Source organism: Flavobacterium sp. A45, assembly GCF_002001005.1.
Lineage (GTDB): Bacteria > Bacteroidota > Bacteroidia > Flavobacteriales > Flavobacteriaceae > Flavobacterium.
Map to the genome: position 1 here is coordinate 25,154 of NZ_MUNX01000060.1, position 26,911 is coordinate 52,064.

24 protein-coding genes, 3 tRNA genes and 2 pseudogenes are annotated in these 26,911 nt (G+C 33.7%); 21 read left to right on the top strand and 8 right to left on the bottom strand.

Annotation, left to right across the window (positions count from 1 at the left end; genetic code table 11):
* The first annotated feature begins 58 nt into the window (after window positions 1-58).
* From B0E44_RS05200 to B0E44_RS05240, 9 genes are all read left to right on the top strand, one after another.
* Window positions 59-598, top strand: coding sequence for a DUF2975 domain-containing protein (locus B0E44_RS05200; protein ID WP_254423255.1), 540 nt, complete (start codon window positions 59-61; stop codon window positions 596-598).
* Window positions 599-601: 3 nt separating this feature from the next.
* Window positions 602-811: a helix-turn-helix transcriptional regulator gene (locus tag B0E44_RS05205; protein ID WP_077371158.1), complete on the top strand. Its 210-nt coding sequence runs from the start codon at window positions 602-604 to the stop codon at window positions 809-811.
* A 194-nt stretch (window positions 812-1,005) separates the two neighbouring features.
* A complete protein-coding gene (locus tag B0E44_RS05210; protein ID WP_077371160.1) occupies window positions 1,006-1,449 on the top strand; it encodes a hypothetical protein in 444 nt (147 codons plus the stop codon).
* A 178-nt stretch (window positions 1,450-1,627) separates the two neighbouring features.
* On the top strand, window positions 1,628-2,209 hold the full coding sequence (locus B0E44_RS05215) for a hypothetical protein (RefSeq protein ID WP_077371162.1): 582 nt from the start codon (window positions 1,628-1,630) through the stop codon (window positions 2,207-2,209).
* Window positions 2,210-2,643: 434 nt separating this feature from the next.
* A complete protein-coding gene (locus B0E44_RS05220) occupies window positions 2,644-2,922 on the top strand; it encodes a rhodanese-like domain-containing protein (protein WP_077371164.1) in 279 nt (92 codons plus the stop codon).
* Between the two features lie 8 nt (window positions 2,923-2,930).
* Window positions 2,931-3,263: a rhodanese-like domain-containing protein gene (locus tag B0E44_RS05225; RefSeq protein ID WP_077371166.1), complete on the top strand. Its 333-nt coding sequence runs from the start codon at window positions 2,931-2,933 to the stop codon at window positions 3,261-3,263.
* 189 nt (window positions 3,264-3,452) lie between these two features.
* Window positions 3,453-4,316, top strand: a complete 864-nt coding sequence (locus B0E44_RS05230) for a polysaccharide deacetylase family protein (RefSeq protein WP_077371168.1) — start codon at window positions 3,453-3,455, stop codon at window positions 4,314-4,316.
* Between the two features lie 137 nt (window positions 4,317-4,453).
* The gene (locus B0E44_RS05235) at window positions 4,454-5,308 is read left to right on the top strand and encodes a transketolase (RefSeq protein ID WP_077371170.1); all 855 of its coding nucleotides are present in this window, start codon (window positions 4,454-4,456) and stop codon (window positions 5,306-5,308) included.
* A gap of 64 nt (window positions 5,309-5,372) precedes the next feature.
* Entirely contained in the window at window positions 5,373-6,326 is a 954-nt protein-coding gene (locus tag B0E44_RS05240; protein WP_077371172.1) for a transketolase family protein, read from the top strand.
* Window positions 6,327-6,516: 190 nt separating this feature from the next.
* On the opposite strand, the gene B0E44_RS05245 is transcribed toward B0E44_RS05240, so the two are convergent.
* Complete coding sequence (locus tag B0E44_RS05245; RefSeq protein WP_077371174.1) at window positions 6,517-7,545, bottom strand: FKBP-type peptidyl-prolyl cis-trans isomerase; 1,029 nt, start codon at window positions 7,543-7,545, stop codon at window positions 6,517-6,519.
* 79 nt (window positions 7,546-7,624) lie between these two features.
* Between B0E44_RS05245 and B0E44_RS05250 the strand changes: the two genes are divergently transcribed.
* Together B0E44_RS05250 and B0E44_RS05255 are read left to right on the top strand one after the other, a co-directional pair.
* Window positions 7,625-8,014, top strand: coding sequence for an RNA-binding S4 domain-containing protein (locus B0E44_RS05250; protein ID WP_077371176.1), 390 nt, complete (start codon window positions 7,625-7,627; stop codon window positions 8,012-8,014).
* Window positions 8,015-8,105: 91 nt separating this feature from the next.
* Window positions 8,106-8,606: a phosphoribosyltransferase family protein gene (locus tag B0E44_RS05255; protein WP_077371178.1), complete on the top strand. Its 501-nt coding sequence runs from the start codon at window positions 8,106-8,108 to the stop codon at window positions 8,604-8,606.
* Here B0E44_RS05255 and B0E44_RS05260 read toward each other — a convergent pair.
* The gene (locus B0E44_RS05260) at window positions 8,598-9,116 is read right to left on the bottom strand and encodes a shikimate kinase (protein WP_077371180.1); all 519 of its coding nucleotides are present in this window, start codon (window positions 9,114-9,116) and stop codon (window positions 8,598-8,600) included. The genes B0E44_RS05255 and B0E44_RS05260 overlap by 9 nt on opposite strands.
* A 127-nt stretch (window positions 9,117-9,243) precedes the next feature.
* Here B0E44_RS05260 and B0E44_RS05265 point away from each other — a divergent pair.
* From B0E44_RS05265 to B0E44_RS05275, 3 genes are all read left to right on the top strand, one after another.
* Window positions 9,244-9,316: transfer RNA gene (locus tag B0E44_RS05265), tRNA-Lys, on the top strand.
* A gap of 38 nt (window positions 9,317-9,354) precedes the next feature.
* Window positions 9,355-9,427, top strand: a tRNA-Lys gene (locus B0E44_RS05270).
* A gap of 42 nt (window positions 9,428-9,469) precedes the next feature.
* Window positions 9,470-9,552: transfer RNA gene (locus tag B0E44_RS05275), tRNA-Leu, on the top strand.
* A gap of 730 nt (window positions 9,553-10,282) precedes the next feature.
* On the opposite strand, the pseudogene B0E44_RS19010 reads toward B0E44_RS05275, so the two are convergent.
* From B0E44_RS19010 to B0E44_RS05300, 5 genes and pseudogenes are all read right to left on the bottom strand, one after another.
* Window positions 10,283-11,068, bottom strand: a pseudogene (locus B0E44_RS19010) (recombinase family protein); the annotation flags it as partial.
* Entirely contained in the window at window positions 10,965-11,234 is a 270-nt protein-coding gene (locus B0E44_RS05285; protein WP_124019289.1) for a hypothetical protein, read from the bottom strand. The pseudogene B0E44_RS19010 and the gene B0E44_RS05285, both read right to left, overlap by 104 nt.
* A 131-nt stretch (window positions 11,235-11,365) precedes the next feature.
* A complete protein-coding gene (locus B0E44_RS05290) occupies window positions 11,366-11,722 on the bottom strand; it encodes a hypothetical protein (protein WP_077371214.1) in 357 nt (118 codons plus the stop codon).
* Window positions 11,723-11,754: 32 nt separating this feature from the next.
* Window positions 11,755-13,371: a hypothetical protein gene (locus tag B0E44_RS05295; protein ID WP_124019290.1), complete on the bottom strand. Its 1,617-nt coding sequence runs from the start codon at window positions 13,369-13,371 to the stop codon at window positions 11,755-11,757.
* A 35-nt stretch (window positions 13,372-13,406) separates the two neighbouring features.
* Window positions 13,407-13,967 (bottom strand): hypothetical protein, encoded by a 561-nt coding sequence (locus tag B0E44_RS05300; RefSeq protein ID WP_077371186.1) that lies wholly within the window; start codon window positions 13,965-13,967, stop codon window positions 13,407-13,409.
* A gap of 180 nt (window positions 13,968-14,147) precedes the next feature.
* Between B0E44_RS05300 and B0E44_RS05305 the strand changes: the two genes are divergently transcribed.
* The 3 genes from B0E44_RS05305 (at window position 14,148) to B0E44_RS05315 (ending at window position 15,954) form a co-directional block, all read left to right on the top strand.
* Window positions 14,148-14,555, top strand: coding sequence for a helix-turn-helix transcriptional regulator (locus tag B0E44_RS05305; RefSeq protein ID WP_077371188.1), 408 nt, complete (start codon window positions 14,148-14,150; stop codon window positions 14,553-14,555).
* Window positions 14,556-14,660: 105 nt separating this feature from the next.
* Window positions 14,661-14,918, top strand: coding sequence for a hypothetical protein (locus B0E44_RS05310; RefSeq protein ID WP_077371190.1), 258 nt, complete (start codon window positions 14,661-14,663; stop codon window positions 14,916-14,918).
* A gap of 640 nt (window positions 14,919-15,558) precedes the next feature.
* Window positions 15,559-15,954, top strand: coding sequence for a mobilization protein (locus tag B0E44_RS05315; RefSeq protein WP_077371192.1), 396 nt, complete (start codon window positions 15,559-15,561; stop codon window positions 15,952-15,954).
* Window positions 15,955-16,306: 352 nt separating this feature from the next.
* On the opposite strand, the gene B0E44_RS05320 is transcribed toward B0E44_RS05315, so the two are convergent.
* A complete protein-coding gene (locus B0E44_RS05320) occupies window positions 16,307-17,263 on the bottom strand; it encodes an IS1595 family transposase (RefSeq protein WP_077371194.1) in 957 nt (318 codons plus the stop codon).
* A gap of 353 nt (window positions 17,264-17,616) precedes the next feature.
* On the opposite strand from B0E44_RS05320, the gene B0E44_RS05325 reads away from it, so the two are divergent.
* The 4 genes and pseudogenes from B0E44_RS05325 to B0E44_RS05340 all read left to right on the top strand — a co-directional run bounded on the left by B0E44_RS05325 (window position 17,617) and on the right by B0E44_RS05340 (window position 26,557).
* Window positions 17,617-21,576 carry a GEVED domain-containing protein gene (locus B0E44_RS05325; protein ID WP_077371196.1) on the top strand — a complete coding sequence of 1,320 codons (3,960 nt, stop codon included), beginning with the start codon at window positions 17,617-17,619 and terminating at the stop codon, window positions 21,574-21,576.
* Between the two features lie 187 nt (window positions 21,577-21,763).
* Window positions 21,764-23,380 carry a phosphoenolpyruvate carboxykinase (ATP) gene (gene pckA, locus B0E44_RS05330; protein WP_077371198.1) on the top strand — a complete coding sequence of 539 codons (1,617 nt, stop codon included), beginning with the start codon at window positions 21,764-21,766 and terminating at the stop codon, window positions 23,378-23,380.
* A 57-nt stretch (window positions 23,381-23,437) separates the two neighbouring features.
* Window positions 23,438-24,331: pseudogene (locus B0E44_RS05335) on the top strand (IS1595 family transposase).
* A 42-nt stretch (window positions 24,332-24,373) separates the two neighbouring features.
* Window positions 24,374-26,557 (top strand): TonB-dependent siderophore receptor, encoded by a 2,184-nt coding sequence (locus B0E44_RS05340; protein ID WP_077371200.1) that lies wholly within the window; start codon window positions 24,374-24,376, stop codon window positions 26,555-26,557.
* Window positions 26,558-26,911 lie beyond the last annotated feature (354 nt).

The window sequence follows — 26,911 nt, forward strand, 5'->3', positions numbered from 1 at the left end:
ATTTATTGTTTATTAATAAATATTTATTATATTTGACATATCAACTTTAATTTAAATAATGATGTCAAAAACAAACAACTTCGTATTTTGGGGCTTATACATTGTAGCTTGGCTTATTTTTGTCGGCTTGTGTATTGAAGCAGGAGGCTTACTAGTAAATTTCTTTTTCAGTCTGTATAACCCTGAATTTGTCCAAAATCTTTATCAAAAGTTGGACTTAACTGAAATGTATAACGACAGTAGATTAACTTTTTTCGGTGTCTATAGCTTTATTCTAATCATTTCAATTTTAAAAGCCTGCCTATTTTATACGGTTATTAAACTAATGCACACAATGGATTTATCAAAACCGTTCAGCAATTTTGTTGCGACACAAATTTTACAAATTAGTTACTTCACCCTTTCAATTGGAATATTAAGTCACATTGCCAGACAATTAGTTGAAAATTTAATGCACCATGGTTTTGTTCCCGACAACTTAAACCAATTTTGGGCAGACAGTCAGGCATTTATTTTAATGGGAGCAGTAATCTATATTATTGCGACTATTTTCAAAAAAGGAGTAGATATTCAAAACGAAAACGATTTAACTGTTTAAGTTATGGCAATTATAGTAAATTTAGACGTTGTAATGGCTAAAAGAAAAATGTCACTCAATGAACTTTCTGACAAAGTTGGATTGACTTTATCGAACCTTTCCATATTAAAGACAGGAAAAGCAAAGGCTATTAGATTTAGCACTTTGGAAACAATTTGTAATGTATTAGAATGCCAACCAGGTGACATTTTAGAGTACGTTAATGATAAATAAGAACAATCACCGCTAACTGCTTCAACTGATTTGGGGCAATTGCCTTAACGAGAAGTTGGTTTTGTATTTGGGAAGATTTGCTTCACCTGTTTGCTATGGCTCGGGTGGCAAATCCGAAAATAAGGATTAATTTAATCCCAAACCAATTGTAGAAAAGGAACACAGCATGAAACCACAACCAAACTGAAATCGAAATGATTAAATTGAAATTTAAATTAATAATTATAATCACAACAACTCTATTCATTTCATATTATCTAATCTCATTCTTTTCTACTTTCCACTTTTATGCTGCTGGGACTTATCCTTACGCAGAAACATATCACCTCAAATATTCTGAAAAAAAAATTATCAATGCACTGGAAATACTAAAGCTCAAAAACGCAGACTTAAAAGATAATGATACTACAGACTATTGGCATGACATTTATTTTGATTTAGGAGACAAAAAAGTACAAACATGGACGAGATCATCTAATGAAAACGAAACAGATTTTGCTTTTGTTGCTATATCTAAAAATAAAAGACCACAGTGGCAATTAATTAATCAAGACCTAGGTTTACTTGAAAATATAATAACAAAAAGGAAATTTGAAAAGGAAATAATACAAAGACTTAAAATTCAATTAGAAAAATAAATAGCTTTACCCAATCGAGTAGACGCCTCCACCAGCAACTGATGGACTGCGCCTCTCACACTACCAAGTATACTAATCATCTCCTTTTACCAACGAGAGCGGTTCCCAAAGTGATGATTTAAGTTCAAGCATAACAAATTCCAATAGACAATTAACTAATCTAATAGTATTAAAAAAAATGACTAAACTATCTTCAAACGACTCAACAAATAAGACTGACACAATTGAACATGCCCAAAAAGATATGTGCAAAGGTTATGCAAATGGTTCCCTCGGGATAATTGTTTCAGGACTTATGTGGCTGATTTCGGCAGCTGTAACTTATCAATATTCTGCCAAACAGGCAGTTTGGGCACTTTTAATTGGAGGAATGCTTATCCATCCTGTGAGTGTGCTTTTCTACAAAATAATTGGACTAAACGGCAGTCATACAAAGGGAAATCAATTAGGAAACTTAGCGATGGAAGGAACTATTTTTATGATTATGTGCTTACCTATTGCTTTTGGTCTTTCATTACAGCATACAGAATGGTTTTTTCAAGGCATGCTTCTCATTATTGGTGGAAGGTATTTGACATTTTCCTCTATTTATGGAATCAAACTTTATTGGATTTTAGGAGCAAGTTTAGGAGTTGCGGCATACTTATTATTTTACAATAGCGTACAATCGTTTGGCACTTTGTTAGCAGGTTCACTTATTGAAATTTCGTTTGGGATTTTTATGTTTTTATCTTTTCGAAGAAACAATAAAAACGCATAGGACTGTTGTATTTAACCAAAATATCAAATCTCCACAGTCTAGTTTTAAAAGAATAAAATAAGTGCTTTTTCATAACTTTGAATTTAGGATAAACAAAAATGCTAATCTTCTTTAAAGCTTTTATTAGACCGCTATTTCTATCATTCTATTTGGATCAATTCAATGGGATTCAATGAGAAAGCAGAGGACTAATACACGATTTAGTTCTTAACTAGCAAAGTCTATAGTTCAGCTCGCTTTACTTTAAATATTTAAAGTTTTTATAAACATTAAACCCAATAAAAGTCCCGCACCTTTTTACAGAATAATAGAAATTGGCATTTAGTTTCGTGTACAATAGCTAAAATGAAACCCTATGTAACAAAAGTTACTGTGCAGCTTTAATTTCTATTGTAATTTTGCACTATAAAACAATATACTTTAAAGCAAACACTATGACTTTAGAAAACATAATAAAAGAAAAACAAGGCACAATTGTAGATGTACGAACACGAGAGGAATACAGCGGAGGACACGTTGCAGGCTCTATTAACATTCCCCTAAATGAAGTTCAAGACCGATTTGAAGAAATACAAAACCTAAAAATGCCATTAGTACTTTGTTGTGCATCTGGAAACCGAAGCGGGCAAGCACAACATTATCTTTCACAGAAAAAAATCGACTGTTACAATGGCGGCTCGTGGTTAGATGTCAATTATTATCAATCCAAATAATACTTCAAATGATTAAAATACTTCAAAAATTATTCGGTCTCGGAACAACTACTGACTATGCCGAACTTGTGAAAAAAGGCGCAATTATCCTTGATGTTAGAAGCAAAGGCGAATTTGCAGGAGGACACATCAAAGGCTCTATAAACATTCCTGTTGATGTTTTAAAAAACAGTTTGACGCAACTAAAAGACAAAAACAAAACCATAATTACCTGTTGTGCATCGGGAATGCGAAGCGCTTCGGCCAAAAGCATCCTAAAAACACACGGATATACCGATGTTCATAACGGTGGTGGATGGAACAGTCTTAGAAATAAAATACAAAACCATTACAACGGTTAGTGAATTTCATTTGAAGCTAGCAACCAAAGTAGCGGATAGCTCGACAGCATTATAAAGAGGGGCGACTAGGCAATACTAGTCAGCCCTTTTTATAATGGTGGCATACCCATACGAGCATTACAGAACTGATGAATTAAACGATTTGAAAATCAAACAAAAAAATCTAAATTTGGATAAAACTGACTAAAAATGAATTTAGCACAAAAACTAGGATACCCAAAAGATGCCAAATTATTAATCATTCATGCCGATGACGCAGGATTATCACATTCTGAAAACCGAGCCACTACGCAAGCACTCAAAAACGGAACAATCAATTCATACAGTATAATGGTACCTTGTCCAGGTTTTAACGAAATAGCAACGTTTGCTAAAGACAATCCGCAATTTGATAATGGAGTACACTTAACACTAACCTGTGAATGGGAAAATTATAAATTTGGTCCCGTTTTACCCATTTCCGAAGTACCGAGTTTGGTAGATCAAAATGGTCATTTTTATAAAAACAGAACCGACTTTAAAAACAACGCAAAAGCAGAGGAAGCCAAAAAAGAACTTACGGCTCAAATCGAAACAGCATTGCAATTCGGGTTACAGCCAACACACCTCGATTCGCATATGTGCAGCGTAGGTGTTACGCCCGAATTTTTAGAAATCTATATCGATTTGGGAAAGGCCTACGATTTACCTGTTTTTATAAACAAATCATTTATTGAATCTATAAGTTTATCCGAGGAGCCATATGATTTTAAGGATTCTATTTTATCCGATACTCTTCTTATCGGTAATTTTTCAGATTTTAAAAAAGGAGAACTCAAAAACTCGTATGAAAAAGCTTTAGACACTATACAAGCCGGTTTCAATGTTTTTTTGCTTCATCCCGCATTTGATGATGAAGAAATGCAAAATATCACAATAAACCACCCCAATTTTGGATCTGAATGGAGACAAATCGATTTTGATTATTTTACAAGTCAGGAATGCAAATCAAAACTCGAAGAAAACAAAATTCAGTTAATAACTTGGGAAGACATAAAAAATATTAAAAAATAGATTTTCTAAGGTTTTATTGCCAATGAAATTGAAATTTCTCACTAAAATTGCTTTTGTCATTGAAATTGCTCTTAAAATCATTTGCCTCCCCGCAAAATAAAAATTACTTTTGCAGCAGTTTAACTTTTACACACAAAATGAAGCCTAACACACAACAATTAAACGATTTAACTATCCAAGTAAGAAGAGACATTCTTCGAATGGTTCACGCTGTCAATTCAGGTCACCCAGGGGGATCTCTAGGATGTACAGAATTTTTAGTGGCCTTGTACCAAAACCTTATGGATCGCAAGGAAGGATTTGACATGGACGGAATTGGAGAAGATTTATTCTTCCTTTCAAATGGACATATTTCGCCAGTATTCTACAGCGTTTTGGCCAGAAGCGGTTATTTTCCAGTAGAGGAATTAGCTACTTTCCGTTTGATCAACACAAGATTACAAGGGCACCCAACGACTCATGACAATTTACCTGGAGTACGTATTGCTTCTGGTTCATTGGGACAAGGATTATCTGTTGCAATTGGTGCGGCTCAGGCTAAAAAACTGAACAATTGTAATCATATCGTTTACACCCTTCACGGTGACGGTGAGTTACAGGAAGGTCAAAACTGGGAAGCGATTATGTATGCATCTGCTAAAAAAGTAGATAATCTTATAGCTACTGTTGACCTTAACGGAAAACAAATCGATGGTACTACTGACGAAGTTTTGGCAATGGGAAGCATTCGCGCTAAATTCGAAGCTTTTGATTGGGAGGTTATTGAAATTACCAAAGGAAATGACATTGAAGCTATCATTGGAGGAATGAATGAAGCAAAAGCAAGAACTGGAAAAGGAAAACCAGTTTGCGTATTACTTCATACTGAAATGGGTAACGGTGTAGATTATATGATGTACAGTCATGCTTGGCATGGTAAAGCGCCAAATGATGCACAGCTTGCAAATGCTTTGGAACAAAATTATAATACTGGAGGTAATACAGATTATTAATTAGTTTGCAGTATTCAGATTTTAGTATTCAGTAATGAATGCATTCAACTTTTTAAAATAAGAAATGAAAAAATATACAAATACAGGAAGTAAAGATACTCGTTCGGGTTTTGGAGCGGGAATGACTGAATTGGGTCAAAAGAATGAAAACGTTGTGGCACTTTGTGCTGATTTAATTGGATCATTGAAATTTGATGATTTCAAGAAAAATCACCCAGAGCGTTTTTTCCAAATTGGAATTGCAGAAGCAAACATGATTGGAATTGCTGCAGGATTAACTATTGGAGGGAAAATTCCTTTCACTGGAACTTTTGCTAACTTTTCTACAGGAAGAGTTTATGACCAAATTCGTCAATCTGTTGCTTATTCCGATAAAAATGTGAAAATTTGTGCTTCTCACGCAGGATTGACTCTTGGAGAAGATGGAGCAACTCACCAAATCTTGGAAGACATTGGATTAATGAAAATGTTACCTGGAATGACTGTAATCAACACTTGTGATTACAACCAAACCAAAGCGGCTACATTAGCTCTTGCTGATCACCATGGCCCAGCTTACTTGCGTTTTGGTCGTCCGGTTGTGCCTAATTTCATGCCAGCTGACGAGCCTTTCGTAATTGGAAAAGCGATTCTTTTAAGCGAAGGTACTGATGTAACAATTGTTGCTACTGGACATTTAGTTTGGGAAGCTCTTATTGCTGCTGAAGCTTTGGAGGCTAAAGGTATTTCTGCCGAAGTAATCAATATCCACACCATTAAACCATTGGACGAAGAAGCGATTCTAAAATCATTGGCAAAAACCAAATGTATCGTTACTGCCGAAGAGCATAACATCCTTGGAGGTCTTGGAGAAAGCGTTTCTAGAGTTCTAGCATTGCACCAACCAGCTCCACAAGAGTTTGTTGCCGTTAATGACAGTTTTGGAGAGTCTGGAACACCAGATCAATTAATGGAAAAATACAAATTGAACAATCAAGCGATTGTTGAAGCTGTAGAAAGAGTGATCAAAAGAAAGTAATTCTTTCCCTAATAAATTACAAAATCCCATCTCGTTGTAAAAAATGAGATGGGATTTTTTTTATAAGTCTGTCTAGTCCTGAAATAGTTATCCTTATGCAAAAACATGAAAAGACACGTTAAATCCATTCTAAAAAAAAAAAAAAACCATTTGCCTGTTTTTGACAAATGGGATTTTGTTTACTATTTTGTTATTGACTCATTTTGATGCAATTTTTATCCAAATGCCTTTTAATTCTGTCTGGATTTGTTTGATTACCTGAACAATCTGGAATTAAATCAAAGGGGTAAATTTTACCAAAAGCATCTTTTACCTCTCCTTGAGTCGCATAATCATCACCATCATCATCTCTATCCAAAAAGTCTGGAATTTCATCTCCATCTGTATCGTCTGGATTGGAAGTAGCTCCAGTTTGCAATTCCCCCTTAGTCCACATATACCCATCTCCATCTCTATCTTCTTGAAAAGACTTAACACCATCAGGCACAGCAACAGATTCTATTCCCGACATATAAAACTCATGATCCAAACGTTCAAGAGATAATAATTTCACATTAAAAACCATAGGAGAATAAGCTGGAATACCTGTTCTAGCTACATTATAATAACCCAACCCTGAAGGAATAAACATTACAGCTGCACCAAAATCACTGTAAGAAACAGTTCCATCTGGATTTGTTTTATATGTTCCGGCTTTCAATTGCGGAAAAATTTCCTTCCAACCCCTTACAGTACTATATAAATCATAAATTTTATTTGGCGATTTAACCTCCTCAAATAATGTTGATTTAATTGTAGTAACACTTGAAACCGTTTCACTTGACAAATATTCACCTCTATAGGCAGCCCATACCCCATCAACATTACAGGGAGATTCTCCAACACCTTCTCTCAATACTAAATAATACAAAACATATTCAATTCCGTGAACCTTAACTATCCTACTTTTCAATGGGTATGTATTTTGATCCCAAATTGATACTGTATGATCAGCATCTAATTTTGCAATAGTAATATCCTGATCATTTACAGCACCCGGATTATTCACAACAGTTATATAGTTTGCTTTCAAATAACTTTCAATAGTAGCAATGTCTATAGGATACTGCTCAGCATAAGGTTTTGGCGGAGTTACTTCTACATTATTATCATCTTTATTACATGAAATCATTGTAATGGTAGCAATCAATAAAATAAAATAAAACTTAATTTTGCTCATTATTAGGTATAGTTTAAGTCGCAAATATACATTAATGATTTACTTTTGTAAAGTATTTAACTCCGATTTTAGAAAATTCATGAGAATAGACAAATATTTATGGTGTGTTCGGTATTACAAAACCAGAAATATGGTAACCGAGGCTTGCAAAAAAAATCACATCACTGTAAATGGCATGGTAGCCAAACCATCTAAGGAAGTTTTTCCTACTGATAAAATTACTTTTAGAAAAGATCAAATCACACAAATTATTACCGTTCTTGACATTCCCGATAATCGTGTGGGTGCCAAACTCGTTGATATCTATCGAAAAAATGAAACTCCAGCCGAAGCTTACGCTCATTTAGAATTATTAAAACTATCCAAAGAGCATTATAGAAAAAACGGAACCGGAAGACCCACCAAAAAAGACAGAAGAGACATTGATGAATTTGGAAATGAAATAAAAGACGAAGACGAAATAGACTAAAATATTCAGTTTCTCTTTTCAGTTTTGAAACTGGATTTAATGATCAAAATTCGTCTAACTTTTTTATCTTTGAAAAAAATAACAATACGCCATGAGCAAAAATATTATTCTCACCAATCAACAAATTGAACACACCACCAAAAGAATAGCCTACCAGATCTATGAAACTTTTGTGGAGGAAGAAGAAATTGTGATAGCTGGAATTACCACAAATGGCTTTATTTTTGCCGAAAAAATTGCTCAAATATTATCTACTATCTCACCTACAAAAATTTCGCTTTGCGAAGTTCATATCAACAAACAAAATCCAGAACTACCAATAACCACTTCTTTAACAAAGGAACAATACAGTAATAAAGGCTTAATACTTGTAGACGACGTATTGAGTTCTGGAACAACTCTAATATATGCGGTAAGACATTTTTTGGATGTTCCTTTAAAAAAGTTCAAAACAGTTGTTCTTGTAGACCGCAATCATAAAAAATTCCCTATCAAAGCCGATTTTAAAGGAATATCACTTTCTACTTCCCTATTGGAACATGTAGATGTTGTTTTTGACAACAATGGCGACAGCTATGCCAGTTTAAGCTAATATATTTAAAATATCATTTACCGTTTCCTCTATAGATTTATCATCAACATTCACTTTGTGCTGCGCTTGATTGTAATAGAAGCTTCTGTCAAAAAGATGCTTGGCTATAAATTCTCTCATTTCCTCTTCGCTTTTATCAGCAATAAGTGGTCTTTTACTCTTATTAGACACCAATCTATTGAATAATGTATCTATCGATGCTTTTAAATAAATAGAAGTCACATCATCACCTATTAACAATTCATGATTATTAGCATAACAAGGTGTCCCACCTCCTAGTCCAATAATAATTTGCTTCGGAGAATTCAACAATTCAACAAAATAAGTATGTTCTAATTTCCTAAAATAGATTTCACCATGATCTTCAAAAATCTTTTTGATGGACATTTTTTCATTTTTTTCGATATATTCATCGAGATCAACATAGGGAATAGACACCATTCCCGAAAGCTTTTGAGCGATTGTAGACTTACCACAACCCATATAACCTAATAATATAATTTTTTTCATTTGAATAAGCCCTTACAAATTAAGGCGTTAAGATTATTTATTTAAAAAAGACAAATTTATAATAAAATAGCTTGGAAACTTCGAAAAAAAGTCCTTATATTTGCACCCGCATTCAAGGAAAGAATATGACTCGATAGCTCAGTTGGTAGAGCACATCACTTTTAATGATGGGGTCCTGGGTTCGAGCCCCAGTCGGGTCACAATTTTAGTGATCAACACATAATTTCCTTGAAGCAATGACTCGATAGCTCAGTTGGTAGAGCACATCACTTTTAATGATGGGGTCCTGGGTTCGAGCCCCAGTCGGGTCACAAAAGGTCGAGTAATTTATTACTTGACCTTTTATTTTTTATGGCCACGTGGAGAAACGGTAGACTTGCCATCTTGAGGGGGTGGTGCTCGTAAGGGCGTGTGGGTTCAAATCCCACCGTGGTCACTTGATGGGACAAAGAAGAAATATTCTTCTTTGTCCCATTTTTATTTGGGTCTAAACCGCTATTAATTATATAAATAATCTTCACAACTTCATTTATCCTAGTGGTTCGAAACTCATTTTCTTGAATTGTGAAGTTTTCGGGGAATATCGAACCAATCAAATCTCTAGATTTCATTAAATCTTCGGTATTCCAGCACTTATCAAGCTTTAGGAGGTTTTTGATTCCAACTTTAAGTAAATCATTTAAATCTACCTGATTTTCATTTAAAGCAGACAATTTTAAATCCAATCTATTTATTTTAACATCATAGTCCTCTTTCATTTCAATATAATCTTTTACCCCTAATTGTTGAGAAGCCAAAAGATCCCTAATGTATGAAAGTCGCTTCTCGTATTCTTTAAGCTCTGAAATTACTCTTTGTTTTTCCTCTTGACTCTCTTTTGTGTTTTCCTTGAAACACTCGTTCATTATTCGAACATAGAGTTTTTCAAATTCAACTTTAGGAATATAGATATTCAAATTCTCCAAAAAAATATTATTTGCCGTTATTGAACTAATACGATAAGTACAACCTTTACGGCAGTGGTAATAAGAGTAGTAATTGTTTCTCCCTTTAGAAATACTTGCAGTTAACATATTCTCGCATTTAGGACACTTAAAAAAGCCTCTCAAAGGAAATGGTTCATTGGTCACTACTTTTGTTCTAAAGTTCTTTCTTCGACCATCAAGAACATCTTGGGCAAGATAAAACAGTGTTTGTGACACTAATGGTTCGTGTGTGCCAATAACAAAACGTTTTTCTTCATCTTTATACTTAGGAATTAAGATCTTTCCGCAATAAAGCGGATTACGAATCAATCTCCAAAAATTATTCTTACTCGCCTTGAGTCCTTTTTTCTTGGCTTGAATAAAAACTTGTTCAGTATTAAAAACACCTTTGGATATTTCATGGAAAGCCCATTTAATAATACTTGCCTCTGGTTCATCAAATGCAATATACTTTTTGCCATCCTCAGTTATTTTATTTACATAACCAGAAGGAGCCAGTCCCATATATCTACCTTCTTTCCTTGCTCTTCTCATGCCATGAAAAGTATTTAAGGCTCTTCTATCATTCTCAACTTCGGGAGCTGCAAGATAAAATGCCAGCATCATTTTATTCTCAGGAATGGCAAGATCCAAAGGCTGTTCTATTGCCTGTGGCTCTACCCCTAACTTTCTTAATATACTTATCATTTGATAGGCATCACCAGCATTTCTGCTAAATCGATCCCATTTGGTAAAAAGTACTAAATCAGACTTGTTTTTCAACTTTTTCAAATTAACCAATAGTTTTTTCCATTGTGGTCTATTGAATGTCTTTGCTGAATGATCTTCGTAAATAACATCCCTTATCTCAATTGCATGTATCTCACAGTACTTTACGAGCATTTCTTCTTGATTTCTTTGGGAATATCCCCTGTCCGCCTGTTCGTCCGTACTTACTCTGACATATAGATCTGCTATCTTTCTCATCTTTTTGATTTAAATAGTTGGAAATTGTTAGGTTTGCTAGTTTTCTTAAAAACTCCAAGATTAATCCTGCTTGGCCAAGTGTTACATCTACATTCTCTTTTTTTAGCATTTTCACAGCTTGCTCCGCTGTTAATTTTCCTCTTTCATTCTCATCGTCATTTCTCATTTGTAAAGTCCCCTCCATTAAAAAAAGACCATTACTGGTCTTTTTTGTTCAACAATCATCTATCGCTATAAAGATAAGATCTTGATTTGTAATGATCATAAGCAAAATATAGCTATGATGGCTGTGGATTGTTATTGCTTGGGAATATTTCCGTCTTCATTTTCACAACCTGCAGGAAACAATATGCTGATTTCATTTAAAAGTTCAAATTCATCAATTGGAAATAACTGCAAGGCAATCCCCAAAATAAGCCCGACATCAATCGACCTGTTTTCTATTGTAATGGGAAGTTCAGCACTATCATGATCCAGAGCTACAATACATAACCTCATCAGGTTTCTTATTACTGAGGCAAGCTCATAGTAATCATACACTTTAATTTCAGCAGTGTGCATCCTGTTTTTATTGTCAACTGGTCTCAAAGTATTAAGACAACTGGAGGTCAATCTCTTTATAGTTTCTAGCTTTTCAATTTCATCTGTTTCCATGATCTTTATTTTTAAATCGATTAATTCATTTATCAATCTTGCTCAAAACTCAATAGCAATCTGCCCTCAATAACCAAATTATGCAGTTCGTACATCAGTTTCTCAACAATAACATTCATCTGATCAACTTCTTCTTTGTTGAGCCTTGTCAGCTTATGATGAAGGGTCATGTGTCTATCTAAATAAGGAAAGAAATCAGTCCAGAACTGCTCTATTAAATAATTATACTTTCGTATGTCGGCATCTGCATAGATACATAATTGCCATAATGTTTGATTAGACAAATAATTAGGGAGGTAATAGGTTTTTACAAAAATGTATGTCCTGCAAAAGGATATAAAAAATAATGCAAAAAAATATTCTAAACCTTGGTAGTTTTCTTCAGCATTATTGACTATCGTAAAATATTGCAAACCAATATCTTTGGTCGGCTTATAATAAAAATGTAGATCGGCGTAATAAGGATTGTGAGGTATCTCCCAATGAAATTCTGAATGGTAATTGCTGGATGAATATATCAGGTATTTATCTTGTATAATATTGGAAAAGAAATTTTGATGTTGATATAGGTTAGTTTGTATCCAGTAACGGCTGTGGCTCAACAAAACGAAATCATATTTTTCACCTATTTTGCTTTTTAGAGATTGAGTGATTAATCTTAATTTTTCATTACCCGCACCCGTAGCTATTAGCAAGAGATAATAGGTCGTTTTCTCACCGTAGGTAATTTGATGATACAAGTAGATCTGTTCGGCTTCAACCGAGTTTAATATGGTTTGTATTGCAATCTCTAGAATTATATCTTTCGGCTTGTCGTTAGCTTCACATACTACTTCGTGCCTTTCAAATGATCCTTTTTTTATCAGCTTTTTTAATTCGTCAAGCCGTTCTTCGATAAGACGATAGAGACTTTTTTCGGCAATTCCAACTGCTTCATACATTTCTTCTTTATAAACTGCATCATCGTCAGCAGACGCTTCTTTTGCTTTTACAAATAAATCCGTCAGATAAAATTTATTATTGCTGTTTCTCACAAAGTATTTTTGAATCTCAGGAATGTATTCTATAAGATTATTGATTCTTTCACCTAAACTTAGCAAAGCAGATTTATTTCCTGAATACAATTCTTCTAAATATTCAAGATCATATTCAATCAATCTTGCATACGATGTAAAAACACTGTTTGAAGAACCTTCTGAAATCAGATTTTGAACTTGTGACTTGTAAAGATCGTGATCGTGATAAAAATGGTCTTGAAACACGGCAAATCTCTTATTGAATTTCTTCCAGTCCCTTGTAATGACAAGCGAATTTTTACATTCTTCATCTTTGTAAATAAGAGCCGAAGGCTGACAGTAAAATTCAATAAATGGATGTCCTAAAGAAAATCGATGATGAAGCTTGTGAGAGTAGATAAAATAGACATCGATCTGATAGAGGTTTCTAACTTTTTTTACCCATTTGTTTTGCTTTAGTTGCTCGGCATCTATATTTTTTTCGATATGGATAATAAGATAGGAGAACATGGACAAGGGCTGTCTGGTAAAAAACATCTGAATGATAGTATGCTGGTTGACCAACTGTCTGAGGATATTTTCTAAAAACTCGTTTTCGAGTTTTGGAAATGAAAGTTTTTCTAGAGTTTTCATAATACTGTGTTTTTGAAGATTAAATAAAGGATAATTTATTCCACTGAAGGTTCAACCTGCTCATTTTTCTTTATTCTCTCAACACCTCTTTCTCTCATCAGCTCCCCTGCATCGAGCATTTTGATTAAATGAATATAAGGTGTCGTAAGGTCGGAATCAGGATCTACATAATATGGAGACAATGAAAGCTCTGTGATTTCACTTAAGAAAAATTCAAACTGTTGAAGTGTTCTCTCTTCAAATGCACTTTTAAGCACCAAAAAAGGATTGTCGTATTCTTCCTTGGTCAGAGAAGAAAGATGAAATACCGTTTCGGAGCGGGAAGACTCTTTCACTTTCCATTTCTTGTCTTTCCCTTTCAGGCAATAACAGACTTTGAGAAAAGAGCATATAGCAGTATAAAAGACAAAAGCATTGCAAGGAGCATCCTGCTTGTAGACTTCTCTCTTATAGCAGTGAAGTACTACTTCACTTAAATTCTGTTTATAATAATCAAGATGTGCAAAGTCAAAAATGGCGTCAAATGCCTCAAATGGATTTCCTGCCACAAACCCTGCCCAAAATCTTGTTTCGAAGGATAATTTATTCTTTTTCATACTGGGAAGATTTTAAATTCACAAGCGAAGTTCCATTCTTTAAAAAGGATAATCTATTCGAAAAGCGGATATAATATCTGATAAAAAGGATATTTTACAGGATATTTTTTTATCTTTGAAACTCAGAATTTTTAATCCAAATGGCTTTATCTTTGAGCCTTCAGAAAATTGATACTCATTATGGAACAGAAAATACATCAGGGAAGAAACGTAAAACGCTTCAGAGAAATGCTTGGAATCAAACAGGAGGCATTGGCTTTTGATCTGGGAAATGACTGGAATCAAAAGAAAATTTCTGTTCTAGAGCAAAAAGATGTAATTGAAGATGATTTGCTTAAACAAATCTCCGGAGCGTTAAGAATTCCTGTGGAAGCGTTTCAGAACTTCGATGAGGAGCAGGCGGTAAATATCATATCTAATACTTTTAACGACCAATCCAATGGATACAATTATTATCCAACTTTCAATATAAATCCAGTAGAAAAATGGATAGAAGCTTTAGAAGAAATTAAACGATTGAATTTAGAACTTTTGAAAGCTAAAGATGAACAGATTAAGGTATTGGAGAAATTATTAAACGTGAAATAATCATTTATAAAAGATAAATTAATTCCACAAAGAGACTTTCGAGTCTCTTTTTTGTTTTGGAATATTATTTGATCCACTACATTACATTACCAAAAACTATCACACATGAATAAAACTATAAACCTCCGAGTAAAAAGGGAAATTGACAGAGATATTGAACTTAAGATATTAAAATTAAAAGGTTCTTTAATTACTAAAGGCTTTACCGAAATCATTCACATTGCAGATGAAAATGAAGATTTTTATCTCAACTCTTTTTCTACTTCTCCTGAACACAAAAAAGAAGCGGAAGATTTTATATTAGATTATATTTCAAACCATAATCTTACAGGTACTATTGCTTTAGTTAACACAAAAAATTAAATTGTTTTTGACTGCCATAATTCCCCCAAGATATCCACAAAAATCTTCCTAAAAACAGTCAGAATTTTGTGGATTTTAAAAATATATTGTTTTGAAAAAGTACGCTTCTTTTTTTCTATTATTTTTCATTTGCTTTTAAGAAGCGTACACTTTCAAAAGACATTAGAAAATAACTATTTGAGCTTTTTAAAAGTTTAAATAATTCTCTACCCAAAGGAGAAAAAATCAGCCAAGGTATTGGACATCGGCAACTACGTGCGCATAATGACAATCCTCGTTCCTCGTCCTGTCACCCTTCGGGACTTATAGCACTTCGTTTGCCTAACTGTCCAATTTCAAATCTGCTTTCTTTTTTTCCTTTTTCTTTGGGAAAGTGATTTAGGCTGTAGCGGTTTCGACTACTTCTTTGCATAAAGCACAACTCCTTCAATCCTAGTAGAAATTTAACTATGATAGGATATATCTTTTTTTCATTTATAAATTAGTATCGGACTTTTAAAAAATTGGAAAATTGCAACGTTCCTGCAATTGGCAAGATGTCCGGTTGTTAAACAACCGATATCTTGCCACCTATTACCTCGGAACTCGGTGGTGGAGACACTAAAAGGAAAAGAGTTTGAAAAACAATGCAAAATGAAAGATGATGAAAAGAGAAAATTCAAACAGAACACGTATTGTGGGGTTACGTTTTACACCCGAGGAATTTAATAAAATTGAGAGAAAATGGAAATCAACTACCTGTCGAAAACTGAGTGATTATATTCGCAAACACCTATTCAACAAACCTATCACAACCTATTATCGAAACCAATCTCTTGATGAATTAATGTATGAGCTTATCCGATTACGCAATGAGCTCAATGCCTTGGGAAACAACTTCAACCAGGCGGTTAAAAGGCTTCATACCCTCGACCAAATTCCGGAATTTAAAGTTTGGATCTTGCGCCACGAACTGGAGAAAAAAATCCTTTTCAACAAGGTGGAAGAAATCAAAAATCACATCCAAAAAATGGCCGAAAAATGGTTGCAGTCATAAAAAGAAAGTTATACTGGAAAAACCAATGTAACTAACCAATCGCATTGGAATTTGCATTATGTTTGTATTATAGTATTTTTTATTTTGCAAATAATAAAAGAATACCTGCCAAATGGGAAAAAACTGAAAAAAATAGATGACATCACAATTCTCTTTTTTGAAAATAAAGTACCCTCAATTATTTACTATCAGTGAATTGTCAGAGAAACTATATTACGTTGATCCTAGTTCCTCTCTCTCAAAATCTCGTTTGTTTTCTGAAAAAATGACAATCTTAATTTGGCAATTTGAAAATTTAGGTTTCTTTGATGGCAATCAAGTAGAGCGCATAAATCAATATGACTATCCGTAACTAATACCATGTTGTTTCTAATGCAGCAATAATAAGTCTATCTGATAGTTTGTCTCCAAAATATCTTCTGTTAAATTTATAGCAGAACTCGTCGAGATAATTTTGTACATATTGTTGATTTATACAATTGTGGTGGATTCCTAAAATCACTTTCTTTGCATTACTGATTGTGCTATTTACCCAAGGAAAAACTTTCGCAGATTTATTCTTGTCAGGTTCTACAATAACCTGATGTTTAGCTATTACTTCTTTTAGTTTAGAATATCCTGTGTAACCATCTGAGATTACAGAAGCTGTTTTCTCAACTGACTTTTGAACTTCTTTATTAATTGTTTCGGATTTCAAATCCTCCATAACAACCATTTTTAAGTAGCCTACTTTTCTATTTGGTTTCCCCTTTTTGGGTGCAGAAATACTAGGTTCGGATTCTACCATCACTAGCACTTTTGCTTGTCTTTCACTCCCACGACCTCTTTTTCCTGGTTTAGGGTCATCTTTATTGTTATCATCTTTATCTTCGATAACATCTTTGTTGTCAACTCTTTCAAAAAATCCTTCATCAAATTCAATGCAACCGTCCAATTTATATTTTTCATCGAGTTTACTCATTACACGACGTATTTTGTGCATCATTAACCAAATTGGTTCATAGCGTTTGTGACCTAACATACGTTGCATTTCTAATGCCGAAAAACTCTTTTTCGAGAGCGTCATTAGCTCAATGCAAAGCATCCAATATTGGAAAGGTAAATTCGAATTTTCCATTACAGTTCCAGAACGAAGACTAATTCGACTTCCACACTTTTTGCATTGAAATTTCAAATCAGTTTTACGAAAAGAATGTTCTAAATGTCCACATTTTTTACAAACAATTCCAATTTCTAGACGTTTTTTCTTAAAGCCTTCAATGCAAGAAGATTCATCAGGATATTTTTCAAAAAATTTACGCAAATTCATAACTGTTTATTTTTGATTCTCTTCCAAATATAAGACAATAGAACAAAAGGTACAAATAACGGATAGTCATATTATAAATTATAAACGTTAATTCTGCCAAATTGACCGTTAACTACATTTGCTTTTTTTTAGACTACGAAAAAAGCAATTTTGTACTAAAATAAGACTCTAAACAATTACCGATGAAAAAGGTATTCCATTGGAAGGACTTATATTACTTATGGAAAAAGCAAAACTAGTTGAAACAAGCTAGTAAAATATCAATAGAGATTTTAAATATAATTTTTAAAAAAAAATATAATAAGCTCTTTAATTTTAAAATCAACTAAATTATTAACATAACCAATTTACCAATGAAAAAAATCAAACACAACCTAATGCTTTGTTTTAGCATAATTACTTTAGGGCTTAATGCGCAAGAATATAAGAGTATGATGTACGATAATAACGTTAATTTTTATGATGTTGTAAAAGAAGCCGAAAGGTATTTTGATGGATTGGGGCCTGGAAAAAAACATGAAAAAGGCTCAGGTTATAAACAATACCAACGCTGGGTTTATGAGAACGAAAGTAGCTATTACCCAACGGGAGTGAGGAACAATGTCGATTTATATGCCGTATTTAATACCTCTGCAAAAGCAAAATCCCAATCAATATTTTCAAAAAGGTCCAGTTCTAATAAGATAATGCAAAGTGAGCCTTGGGTAGCTCGAGGACCTGATAGAATAGGTACGGTAGGTTCTCATCAAAGTGTTGGCTTAGGTAGGATTGAAGATTTTTATGTAAGTGCCAATGAGCAGACCATGTACGTTTGTTCAATAAGTGGTGGTTTTTGGCGCTCAATAGATAGTGGTGATACTTGGGCGTGTACCACAGATGCATTGGTAGCAACAGGGGTTAATACCATAGCAGTTGACCCAGACGACATCAATCATATTTTGATTAATGTACAAAACGCCAAGAACTATACATCGGAAGGTATTTATGAGTCTAGAGATGGAGGGCTTACATGGAATGTAACAAATTTTAATCCCAATAATTTAAACTGGGCCGGTTTAGGTAATAATGGTAAGGTATTTAAAATAGCTTTTCATCCTGATAAAGACAACCTAGTTTTTGTAGGAACAACCGAAGGACTTTATAGATCAACCGATTGTTTAGCAACTACAGCAGGATATAGTGTTATTGGTGTTGGAGCTGCAGGTATTGATGTAAAAGATATTGTTTTTCACCCAACAGATGATGAAGTTATGTATGTAAGCACACCCTATAATACTGTTCTTTATCGTTCAGACGATAGAGGGCTAACGTTTAAACAAATGAAGGGTAGGTTGGATGGAAGTAAATCAGAACCGTCTATTGATGTAAGTGCTGACTGTGCTGATTGTGTCTTTGCTTATAGTGAGGAAGGCTTATGGAGATCAACAGATAAAGGAGACACTTGGACAAGGCAACGAAAAGATATGCCAGAAAAATTATTGTTAGGAGGTGTTTGTGTAAGTGATGACGATAGTGAGAAAATGATTGTTATGGGACAAAATGTGTATTACAGTGACGACAAAGGGGTTACTTTCGCTGAGAATACAAAATGGGACAGGGGAGATGAAGATTATGCAAACAATAAAGATTATGTACATGCCGATATAAGAAGAGGTAAATTTATTAATAATAATTTTTGGGTTAGTACCGATGGCTTTTTAGCTAAAAGTACGTGGAACAACAACAAATTAGAATGGAAATTATTTGAAGGGCAAAGCATAAGGCAAAACTATGCGCTTTCAGTTAGCCAATCCAATGCAGATGTTACTGTTTGTGGCGCCCAAGATGCAGGTTCTAGTTTAAGGGATGAAAACGGATGGATAGAGTTTTCACAAGGTGATGGCGGAGCATCTGTTATTCATCCATTAAATGATAAGTGGGCGATTGCTAGTTCTCAATATGGGAACCGATACAGAACAATAGACGGAGGAAAAAACAGGAAAAATGTTACCCCGGAAGGTAAGGATAAAGATGGTGATTGGGTGGCCCCATTGCTCATAGATCCTCATGATCAAATGACTGTTTATAGCTTTACGGACGACATCCATAAGAGCAATGATTTTGGCGAAACTTGGGAGGCTGTTAGTACCAATATTTTTGGTGAAGGAACAGCAAATGCTATTGATGTTGCGGCCATCTCAGAATTTAACTCTGATATTATTGTTACTCATAACGAGAAAATAAGATTATCAACAGATGATGGAGTTACATTTGAGGATATTAGAAATGGTTTACCCACCACGGCCATTACAGATGTGGCATTTTACCCAATGAGTCCAGGTAGGATTGTTGTTGTTTATGGGAATCATGAAGATGGAAATGATAAAGTCTATAAATCATCAGATAATGGAGTTACCTGGACCAGTATTACGCATGATTTAAACCAAATGCCCATTCATAGCGTGGTTGTAGATAGGTATTTGAATATTTATGTGGGGACCGAGCGAGGAGTCTATACAAGAAATTGGGAAAGTAATGATAACTGGCAAGTATTTGATAATAATCTGCCCAATGTTGCTATTAGGGATTTGGCTATAGTTACAGGTGCAAATACTTTAAGAGCAGCTACTTGGGGTAGGGGATTGTGGGAAGTACCTCTTGCTGAGAAAGAAGATTACCCTAAAATAATAAAAACAAGCATTACCAATACACCAACAGATGTTTTTCCAGCCGTAGGGATGCCTCAGCGCGTAAAAGCAAAAATTGAAAGTGCAGTATTCGCCATAGATAGTGTTAACGTGCAGTACTCTATTAATAGTCGTACTTACAACAATAATATTAAAATGACCATATTGGGAAATCCAAATAATAATGAATGGATGTCAGATACTGCTCTGGCACCAAATGCAGTTATAGGGGATAGTATATATTTTAAGGTAAAGGCATATTTTACTGATAATAAAGTTGTTGAATATAGTGAAACTTATGGATTTATGTATAAAATACGTGCTTCAAGCTATTGTGTAGCAAATGGAGAAAGAGAAGCCAATATGGCTTGGCAACCATATATAACAAAAGTTGAAATAGACAATGTTAATGACTTTAGTAACGATTCTCAGTATAGTCAAGGAGAATATTTTTATTATACAAATGCTCCCATAAAATTAAAAAAGAGAGAAACTAACACCTTAGGTGTAACAGTACGTTTTTTTGGGTTTGGTACTGCTTATGACCATCAAAAAGTTGGAGCTTGGATAGACTTTAATAGAGATGGAGATTTTACCGATGCTGGTGAAGAGATTGTTATGGAAGATCTTCAGGGAGCAGGACAAGTTGATAATTGGAATGGTTTTAGTTCCGGAATTATTGTTATACCTGAGGGAGCTGTGGAAAATGAGTATTTAAAAATGCGTATAAGAAATGTTGCCAATGAGGATAATGTTATTAATCCAAATATTTGTGATACGCAGGTAGGGGAGGTAGAAGAATATGATGTAATTATATTACCCGATTACTGTGATGCCAATGGTGAACTAGCAGCAGCTCCCAATCTCTATTCTGATATCAGAAAAGTTGATATAACTAATAATGCTACTGCTAAAAATATCTTTACTAAAGAAAGTAGTTATAATAGTTATATATCAAACCAGTATACCCATTATAACGACGAAATAGAGTTGCAAGCGGATACTAATTATAATATTAAGATAACAACCCCTTTTTATAATTCATGGAATGACCATAATGTAGCTGTGTGGATTGACTTCAATAAAGACGGAGATTTTTATGATGCAGCAGAAGAAATCAATATGACGGCATTCGCAGCTCCTAATAATTATCATACAGGGGAATCCACAGGAACAATTAATATTCCTGCTAGTGCCGTAAAAGATAAAACATTAAAAATGCGCATAAGAAAGAATTATTCTAATACTGGAGTAATTAATCCTGAGACTTGTGGTACACAACAAGGAGAGGTTGAAGATTATAATATAACAATACCCTCCAATAATCTAGCGGCAAAGAATGTAAATGATAAAAACAAAACTTTAGAAGATTCCGTAGAAAATCAAGTATTACATAATATAGTAATAAGCCCAAATCCAGCATCTGATATATTGTACGTTAGTTATAATTCAAAAGAATGTGATCCTGCCAACTACTATTTATATGATACATTAGGCAATTTGGTTAAGCATTCAAATTTGGAAACTATTGAAGAAAATAAAAAAGTAATCAAGTTAATGAATCAATCTAGTGGTTTATATCTTTTGAAGTTAACCAACAAAGAGGGGATTACTATTGGTTTAAAAAGTCTTATTATTAAGAACTAATCCAAAAAAAGGAGAAGATGGTATTCTTAATGACTGTAATTGAGAAGAATATGTAACAAATAAATATTCTTACCAAAAATAAAAATGCAATTAAATTGCTTAGCTGTGAAAATAATATCTTAAATATTAGGAATGTTATAATTATTTATGATAGTAATGTTAAAAATGATATATTTTATTAAAATTTATGAGAAATTACGATCAATTATTGAAAACGATTTCGTTGGAAAACTATGGAATCAAAAATGCAAATGTACAATATCAACTTTCGCCAGAAGAACTTCATGATTTATCTATTGAAAAAGAACAAGCTATTGAGGCTTCTTCAGGCGCCTTGGCTGTAAATACAGGAAAATTTACTGGTCGCTCACCAGAAGATAGATTTATCGTTAAGGATGCTATTACTGAAGATTTAATTTGGTGGGGAAAAATAAACATACCTTTTGATTCTGATAAGTTTAAAAAACTTTATGACAAGGTTATTGCTTATTTATCTAATAAGGAAATTTTTGTGAGAGATTGTTATGCCTGCGCAGACAAAGATTATAGATTAAATATTAGAGTTATAAATGAATTCCCATGGAGTAATCAGTTCGCATATAATATGTTTCTGCGACCTACAGAGAACGAACTAGATGATTTTATTCCAGAATGGACTGTTATTAATGCACCTGGTTTTATGGCTAATCCAGCTGAAGATGGTACAAGACAGCCTAATTTTGCCATCTTAGATTTTACAAGAAAAATGGCCTTAATTGGGGGGACGGGATACACAGGAGAAATAAAGAAGGGTATTTTTTCAGCACTAAATTTTATTCTTCCGGTTTATAAAGAAACTCTCCCAATGCACTCCAGTGCTAATATTGGTAAAAATGGAGATACAGCTATTTTCTTTGGACTTTCTGGTACTGGAAAAACAACATTATCTACAGACCCTAACAGAAGTTTAATTGGAGATGATGAGCATGGTTGGACAAAAGATAACAAGGTTTTTAATTTTGAAGGTGGTTGTTATGCCAAAGTTATTAATCTATCGAGAGACCATGAACCAGAAATTTATGATGCTATTAAAAAAGGAGCCATTCTTGAAAATGTTATTTTAGATTCTAAGGGACACGTAGATTTTGAAGACACATCTATAACTCAGAACACCCGAGTGAGTTATCCTATAGATTTTATTGAAAATATTAAAGTCCCCTCTATTAGTGAAAATGTGAAAAACATTTTTTTCTTAACGGCGGATGCGTTTGGGGTGCTGCCTCCTATTTCAAAATTGACACCTAATCAAGCCGCTTATCATTTTATGTCTGGTTACACAGCCAAAGTTGCTGGAACCGAAGCAGGGGTTATAGAACCACAACCATCATTTTCAGCTTGTTTTGGTGCTCCATTCATGCCATTGCATCCAGCGAAATATGCCGAAATGTTAAGCGAAAAAATGCTTTCTTCGGGTGTAAATGTTTGGTTGGTAAACACGGGTTGGACAGGTGGGCCTTATGGTGTAGGAACTCGTATGAAGTTAAAATATACCAGAGCGATGATAAATGCGGTTTTAAATGGAGACTTAGGATTGTATAGCTACGATACTTACCATATTGATTCGGTATTTGGTGTAGCACAACCTAGGTCATGTCCAGGTGTACCAACTAATGTCTTAAGCCCAAGAACTACATGGAACGATGATGAAGCTTATTATCAAATGGCTTTTAAATTATCTAATGCTTTTAGAGAAAACTTCAAAAAATATGAAACAAATTGTAGTGAAGAAATAAGACGTGGTGGACCACAACGTTATGCTTTTTAATTTTTTAGAGGTCATTATTTAGTTTCATATCTTTAGATTCAATAAAAACGTTTATTTATGAATATTTTTAAAGGTCAAAGCCTCATAGAGTTCGCTTAACGCTTTAAAACAGATGAAGATTGTAAAGAATACTTGTCTATTTTGAAGTGGGAAGAGGGATATATTTGCAGAAAATGTGGTCATAAGAAAAGCCAAGTTCGTAGGGATTTTTCACGCACCTGTAACATTTGTAGTGATACAGAATCTAGTACAACCAACACCTTATTTCACAAAGTAAAATTTGGTTTAAGAAAGGCATTTTTCATTTGTTTTGAAATGTCAACTACTACAAAAAGTCTTTCGGCGATGCAAATAAGTGTTCGTTATGGGGTTCAGGAAAATACCGCAAGATTATTTATGCATAAGGTAAGAGAAGCGATGAAATCTAGTAGAAATAATCCTATCGATGGCATTGTGCATGTAGATGAATTTGTAGTTGGAGGACATGAGGAATCTAAACAGGGAAGAAGTTACGATAGTAAAAAGAAAAAGTCTGTTTGTGCAGTAGAATTAACTGATGATGGAAAAGTAAAACGATTTTATGCTTTGAAAATAAAGAACTTTTCGGCAAAATCACTAAGTGGAATATTCGACAAGCACATTAGTAAACAAGCAAAAATAACCACAGACAATTGGAAAGGATATAGACCAATTTCTAAAGATTATAATATTACACAAATCCCAAGTGAATCAGGAGCAAACTTTAAGGCTTTGCATACGATGATTTATCAAATCAAAACTTGCATAAGAACAACATATTCATGGGTAAGTGAAAGGAATATTGAACGCTATTTTAATGAGTTCTCATATAGAATAAACCGTTCTCAAAATAAAAACACGATTTTCAATAACCTAATAAAAAAAATGGTTAAGTCTGAAAATATTTCACACAAACAAATTATATGTAATTAAATATTGACCTCTATATTTTTATAATAATAATAATATCAATAAATGAGAAAGTTATGCATTTTAACAATGTTCTTTATAGGCATTAAATCTTATTCACAAGAAATTGCCGATACTACAGAGGCACGAAAATTAAAAGAAATACATATAATCACAGAACGCTACACCAAGTCCACTCAAGATATTGAACACATTTCGCAAAAGGAAATAGAATTTCAAAAAAGTCAAAATACTGCCGATCTACTAGCCAACACAGGTACAGTATCTGTTCAGAAGTCTCAACAAGGGGGAGGTAGTCCTGTGTTACGCGGGTTTGAAGCCAATAAGATTCTGCTTCTTGTCGATGGAATCAGAATGAACAACCTTATTTACAGAGCAGGACATTTACAGAATATAATTACGGTCGACGAAAACTCGCTGAAACAGATTGATGTGCTTTTTGGACCAGCATCTACTATTTATGGCAGTGATGCGTTGGGTGGTGTTATTAATATGAAAACAAAAAATCCCATGTTTCTGTCCCAAACAAACAACAAAATGTTTTCAGGAAATTCAATGGTAAGATATAATAGTTCCAATAAGGGTTTAACACAATATTTTGATTTTAATATTGCAGGTAAAAGATGGAGTTCTCTATCGTCTTTCTCTTACAATAGTTATAACGATTTGAGAATGGGAGGAAATTATAGTAAAAGGAATGGATCCTTTGGCGAGCGTCCTCAATATGTTGAAACTTTGAATAATGTCGATTATCTGGTAAAGAATGGGAGTCCGCTTATTCAGAAATTTTCGGGATATAAGCAATATAATGGAATGCAAAAGATAATTTTTCAACAGGATGAATATATTCAGCACAGCTTGAATCTGCAGTATTCGATTTCTTCAGATATACCAAGATATGATCGTCTTACAGATCCATCGGGTTCGGGGCTGAAATATGCTGTTTGGAATTATGGCCCGCAAAAAAGATTTCTCTCAGCTTATAAATTTTCGAAACAAAATTCCTTATTTAACAGTGATATGAATCTTGGAGTGAGCTACCAAAACATTGAAGAAAGCAGGATCTCAAGAAAATTTAACGATGATAAAATCAAAAATCAAGTTGAAAAAGTAAACGTATTTGCTTTTAATGCAGATTTCAGAAGAAAATTAGTTAAGGGTGATTTTCTTTACGGAGCAGAATTCTTTTATGATGATTTGAATTCGACTGCTACTAGTTCAAATCGAATTACTGGCATTGTAACTCCGACAGATACTCGTTACCCAAACGGTATAAATCAGACTTTAAGAACAGATATTTTTGTAACTTATAATGAAAAAATAAACGAAACTACTTTCTATAATTTAGGAATGCGTACAGGTTATTCTTCCTTAAAAAGCACTATTTCTAATAATTCTTTTTTTCAACTTCCATATGATATTATACAGCAGAATAACTTCACTTATAGCGGTTCTGCCGGAATTTCGAAGGACATTAAGAGTACTAAATTGGTTTTCAATTTGGCTTCTGGTTACAGAGTTCCAAACGTGGATGATTTGGGAAAGCTTTTCGAATCAGTACCTGGAACTTTGATTGTACCTAATCCAGATATTGCTCCAGAGAAATCAGTAACAGCTGATTTGAGTTTAAAATTTGGACAGGGAAGGGGAATTCAGTTCGATAATACTATTTATTACACTCGCCTTTTTGATGCCATTGTTACAGATCATTTTTTGTATAATGGAAAGAATTCAATAATTTACGAAGGAGTTGAAAGCGGGATATTTGCTATGCAAAATAAAGGAAATGCTTATATAGGAGGTTTTTCTTCCACCCTGAATACGGCTATCACAAAGCCACTGATAATTTACGGTATGGTAACTTTTACCAAAGGGGAAATACTAGATCATGCGGGGAATACTCCGTTGGATCATATTTCTCCAATATATGGAAAAACAGGACTGAAATATGAAAATAAAGTGATGCTCCTGGATTTCTATATGTTATTTAATGGCAAGAAAGATATTAGATATTATTCCATGAATGGGGAAGACAATGAAAAATATGCCCCAAAAGGAGGTATGCCATCATGGCAAACCATTAATTTCAAAACATCTTTTAATGTCGATAAAAATCTGTCTGTTTATGCCGGAATTGAAAATATTTTAGACCTACAGTATCGCGTTTTTGCGTCGGGCATTAATGCATCGGGAAGAAATGTATGTATTGCAGCAAAATACCACTTCTAATATAAAATTCAGATTTTATTTTTCTAAACAAGAAATAATGATCTACTTCAAAATTGAAATAAGGATAGTAAAAAAATAGTTTTTAATGACAAAATAGTTCCCTTTTTAGGCGTGCTATATCGAAATCAAACTTAGATAAAGTCAATTCAATAAAAGTAAAGAGGAAGTCTGAAAAAAACTGATTATATCTGGTCTATCTGATTGGCTATCAATAAACATTAATATAGGAATAAGATCTCTAATTGTTACCGTGGCTATCCCACAAATTCATTTTCAAATCAAATCAAAAGTCTGTAAATCTTAACATTTACAGACTTTTTTATTACATTCTACTCTCTAAAATAATCATTAAAT

Coding starts and splice junctions, on each gene's coding strand:
- B0E44_RS05235 (WP_077371170.1), top strand. CDS start 4,454: ATGAAGCCTAACACACAACAATTAAACGATTTAACTATCCAAGTAAGA.
- B0E44_RS05290 (WP_077371214.1), bottom strand. CDS start 11,722: ATGGAAACAGATGAAATTGAAAAGCTAGAAACTATAAAGAGATTGACC.
- B0E44_RS05220 (WP_077371164.1), top strand. CDS start 2,644: ATGACTTTAGAAAACATAATAAAAGAAAAACAAGGCACAATTGTAGAT.
- B0E44_RS05215 (WP_077371162.1), top strand. CDS start 1,628: ATGACTAAACTATCTTCAAACGACTCAACAAATAAGACTGACACAATT.
- B0E44_RS05285 (WP_124019289.1), bottom strand. CDS start 11,234: ATGAGAAATGACGATGAGAATGAAAGAGGAAAATTAACAGCGGAGCAA.
- pckA (WP_077371198.1), top strand. CDS start 21,764: ATGAGAAATTACGATCAATTATTGAAAACGATTTCGTTGGAAAACTAT.
- B0E44_RS05320 (WP_077371194.1), bottom strand. CDS start 17,263: ATGAATTTGCGTAAATTTTTTGAAAAATATCCTGATGAATCTTCTTGC.
- B0E44_RS05230 (WP_077371168.1), top strand. CDS start 3,453: ATGAATTTAGCACAAAAACTAGGATACCCAAAAGATGCCAAATTATTA.
- B0E44_RS05210 (WP_077371160.1), top strand. CDS start 1,006: ATGATTAAATTGAAATTTAAATTAATAATTATAATCACAACAACTCTA.
- B0E44_RS05255 (WP_077371178.1), top strand. CDS start 8,106: ATGAGCAAAAATATTATTCTCACCAATCAACAAATTGAACACACCACC.
- B0E44_RS05250 (WP_077371176.1), top strand. CDS start 7,625: ATGAGAATAGACAAATATTTATGGTGTGTTCGGTATTACAAAACCAGA.
- B0E44_RS05315 (WP_077371192.1), top strand. CDS start 15,559: ATGATGAAAAGAGAAAATTCAAACAGAACACGTATTGTGGGGTTACGT.
- B0E44_RS05205 (WP_077371158.1), top strand. CDS start 602: ATGGCAATTATAGTAAATTTAGACGTTGTAATGGCTAAAAGAAAAATG.
- B0E44_RS05295 (WP_124019290.1), bottom strand. CDS start 13,371: ATGAAAACTCTAGAAAAACTTTCATTTCCAAAACTCGAAAACGAGTTT.
- B0E44_RS05310 (WP_077371190.1), top strand. CDS start 14,661: ATGAATAAAACTATAAACCTCCGAGTAAAAAGGGAAATTGACAGAGAT.
- B0E44_RS05300 (WP_077371186.1), bottom strand. CDS start 13,967: ATGAAAAAGAATAAATTATCCTTCGAAACAAGATTTTGGGCAGGGTTT.
- B0E44_RS05305 (WP_077371188.1), top strand. CDS start 14,148: ATGGAACAGAAAATACATCAGGGAAGAAACGTAAAACGCTTCAGAGAA.
- B0E44_RS05340 (WP_077371200.1), top strand. CDS start 24,374: ATGAGAAAGTTATGCATTTTAACAATGTTCTTTATAGGCATTAAATCT.
- B0E44_RS05260 (WP_077371180.1), bottom strand. CDS start 9,116: ATGAAAAAAATTATATTATTAGGTTATATGGGTTGTGGTAAGTCTACA.
- B0E44_RS05200 (WP_254423255.1), top strand. CDS start 59: ATGATGTCAAAAACAAACAACTTCGTATTTTGGGGCTTATACATTGTA.
- B0E44_RS05225 (WP_077371166.1), top strand. CDS start 2,931: ATGATTAAAATACTTCAAAAATTATTCGGTCTCGGAACAACTACTGAC.
- B0E44_RS05325 (WP_077371196.1), top strand. CDS start 17,617: ATGAAAAAAATCAAACACAACCTAATGCTTTGTTTTAGCATAATTACT.
- B0E44_RS05240 (WP_077371172.1), top strand. CDS start 5,373: ATGAAAAAATATACAAATACAGGAAGTAAAGATACTCGTTCGGGTTTT.
- B0E44_RS05245 (WP_077371174.1), bottom strand. CDS start 7,545: ATGAGCAAAATTAAGTTTTATTTTATTTTATTGATTGCTACCATTACA.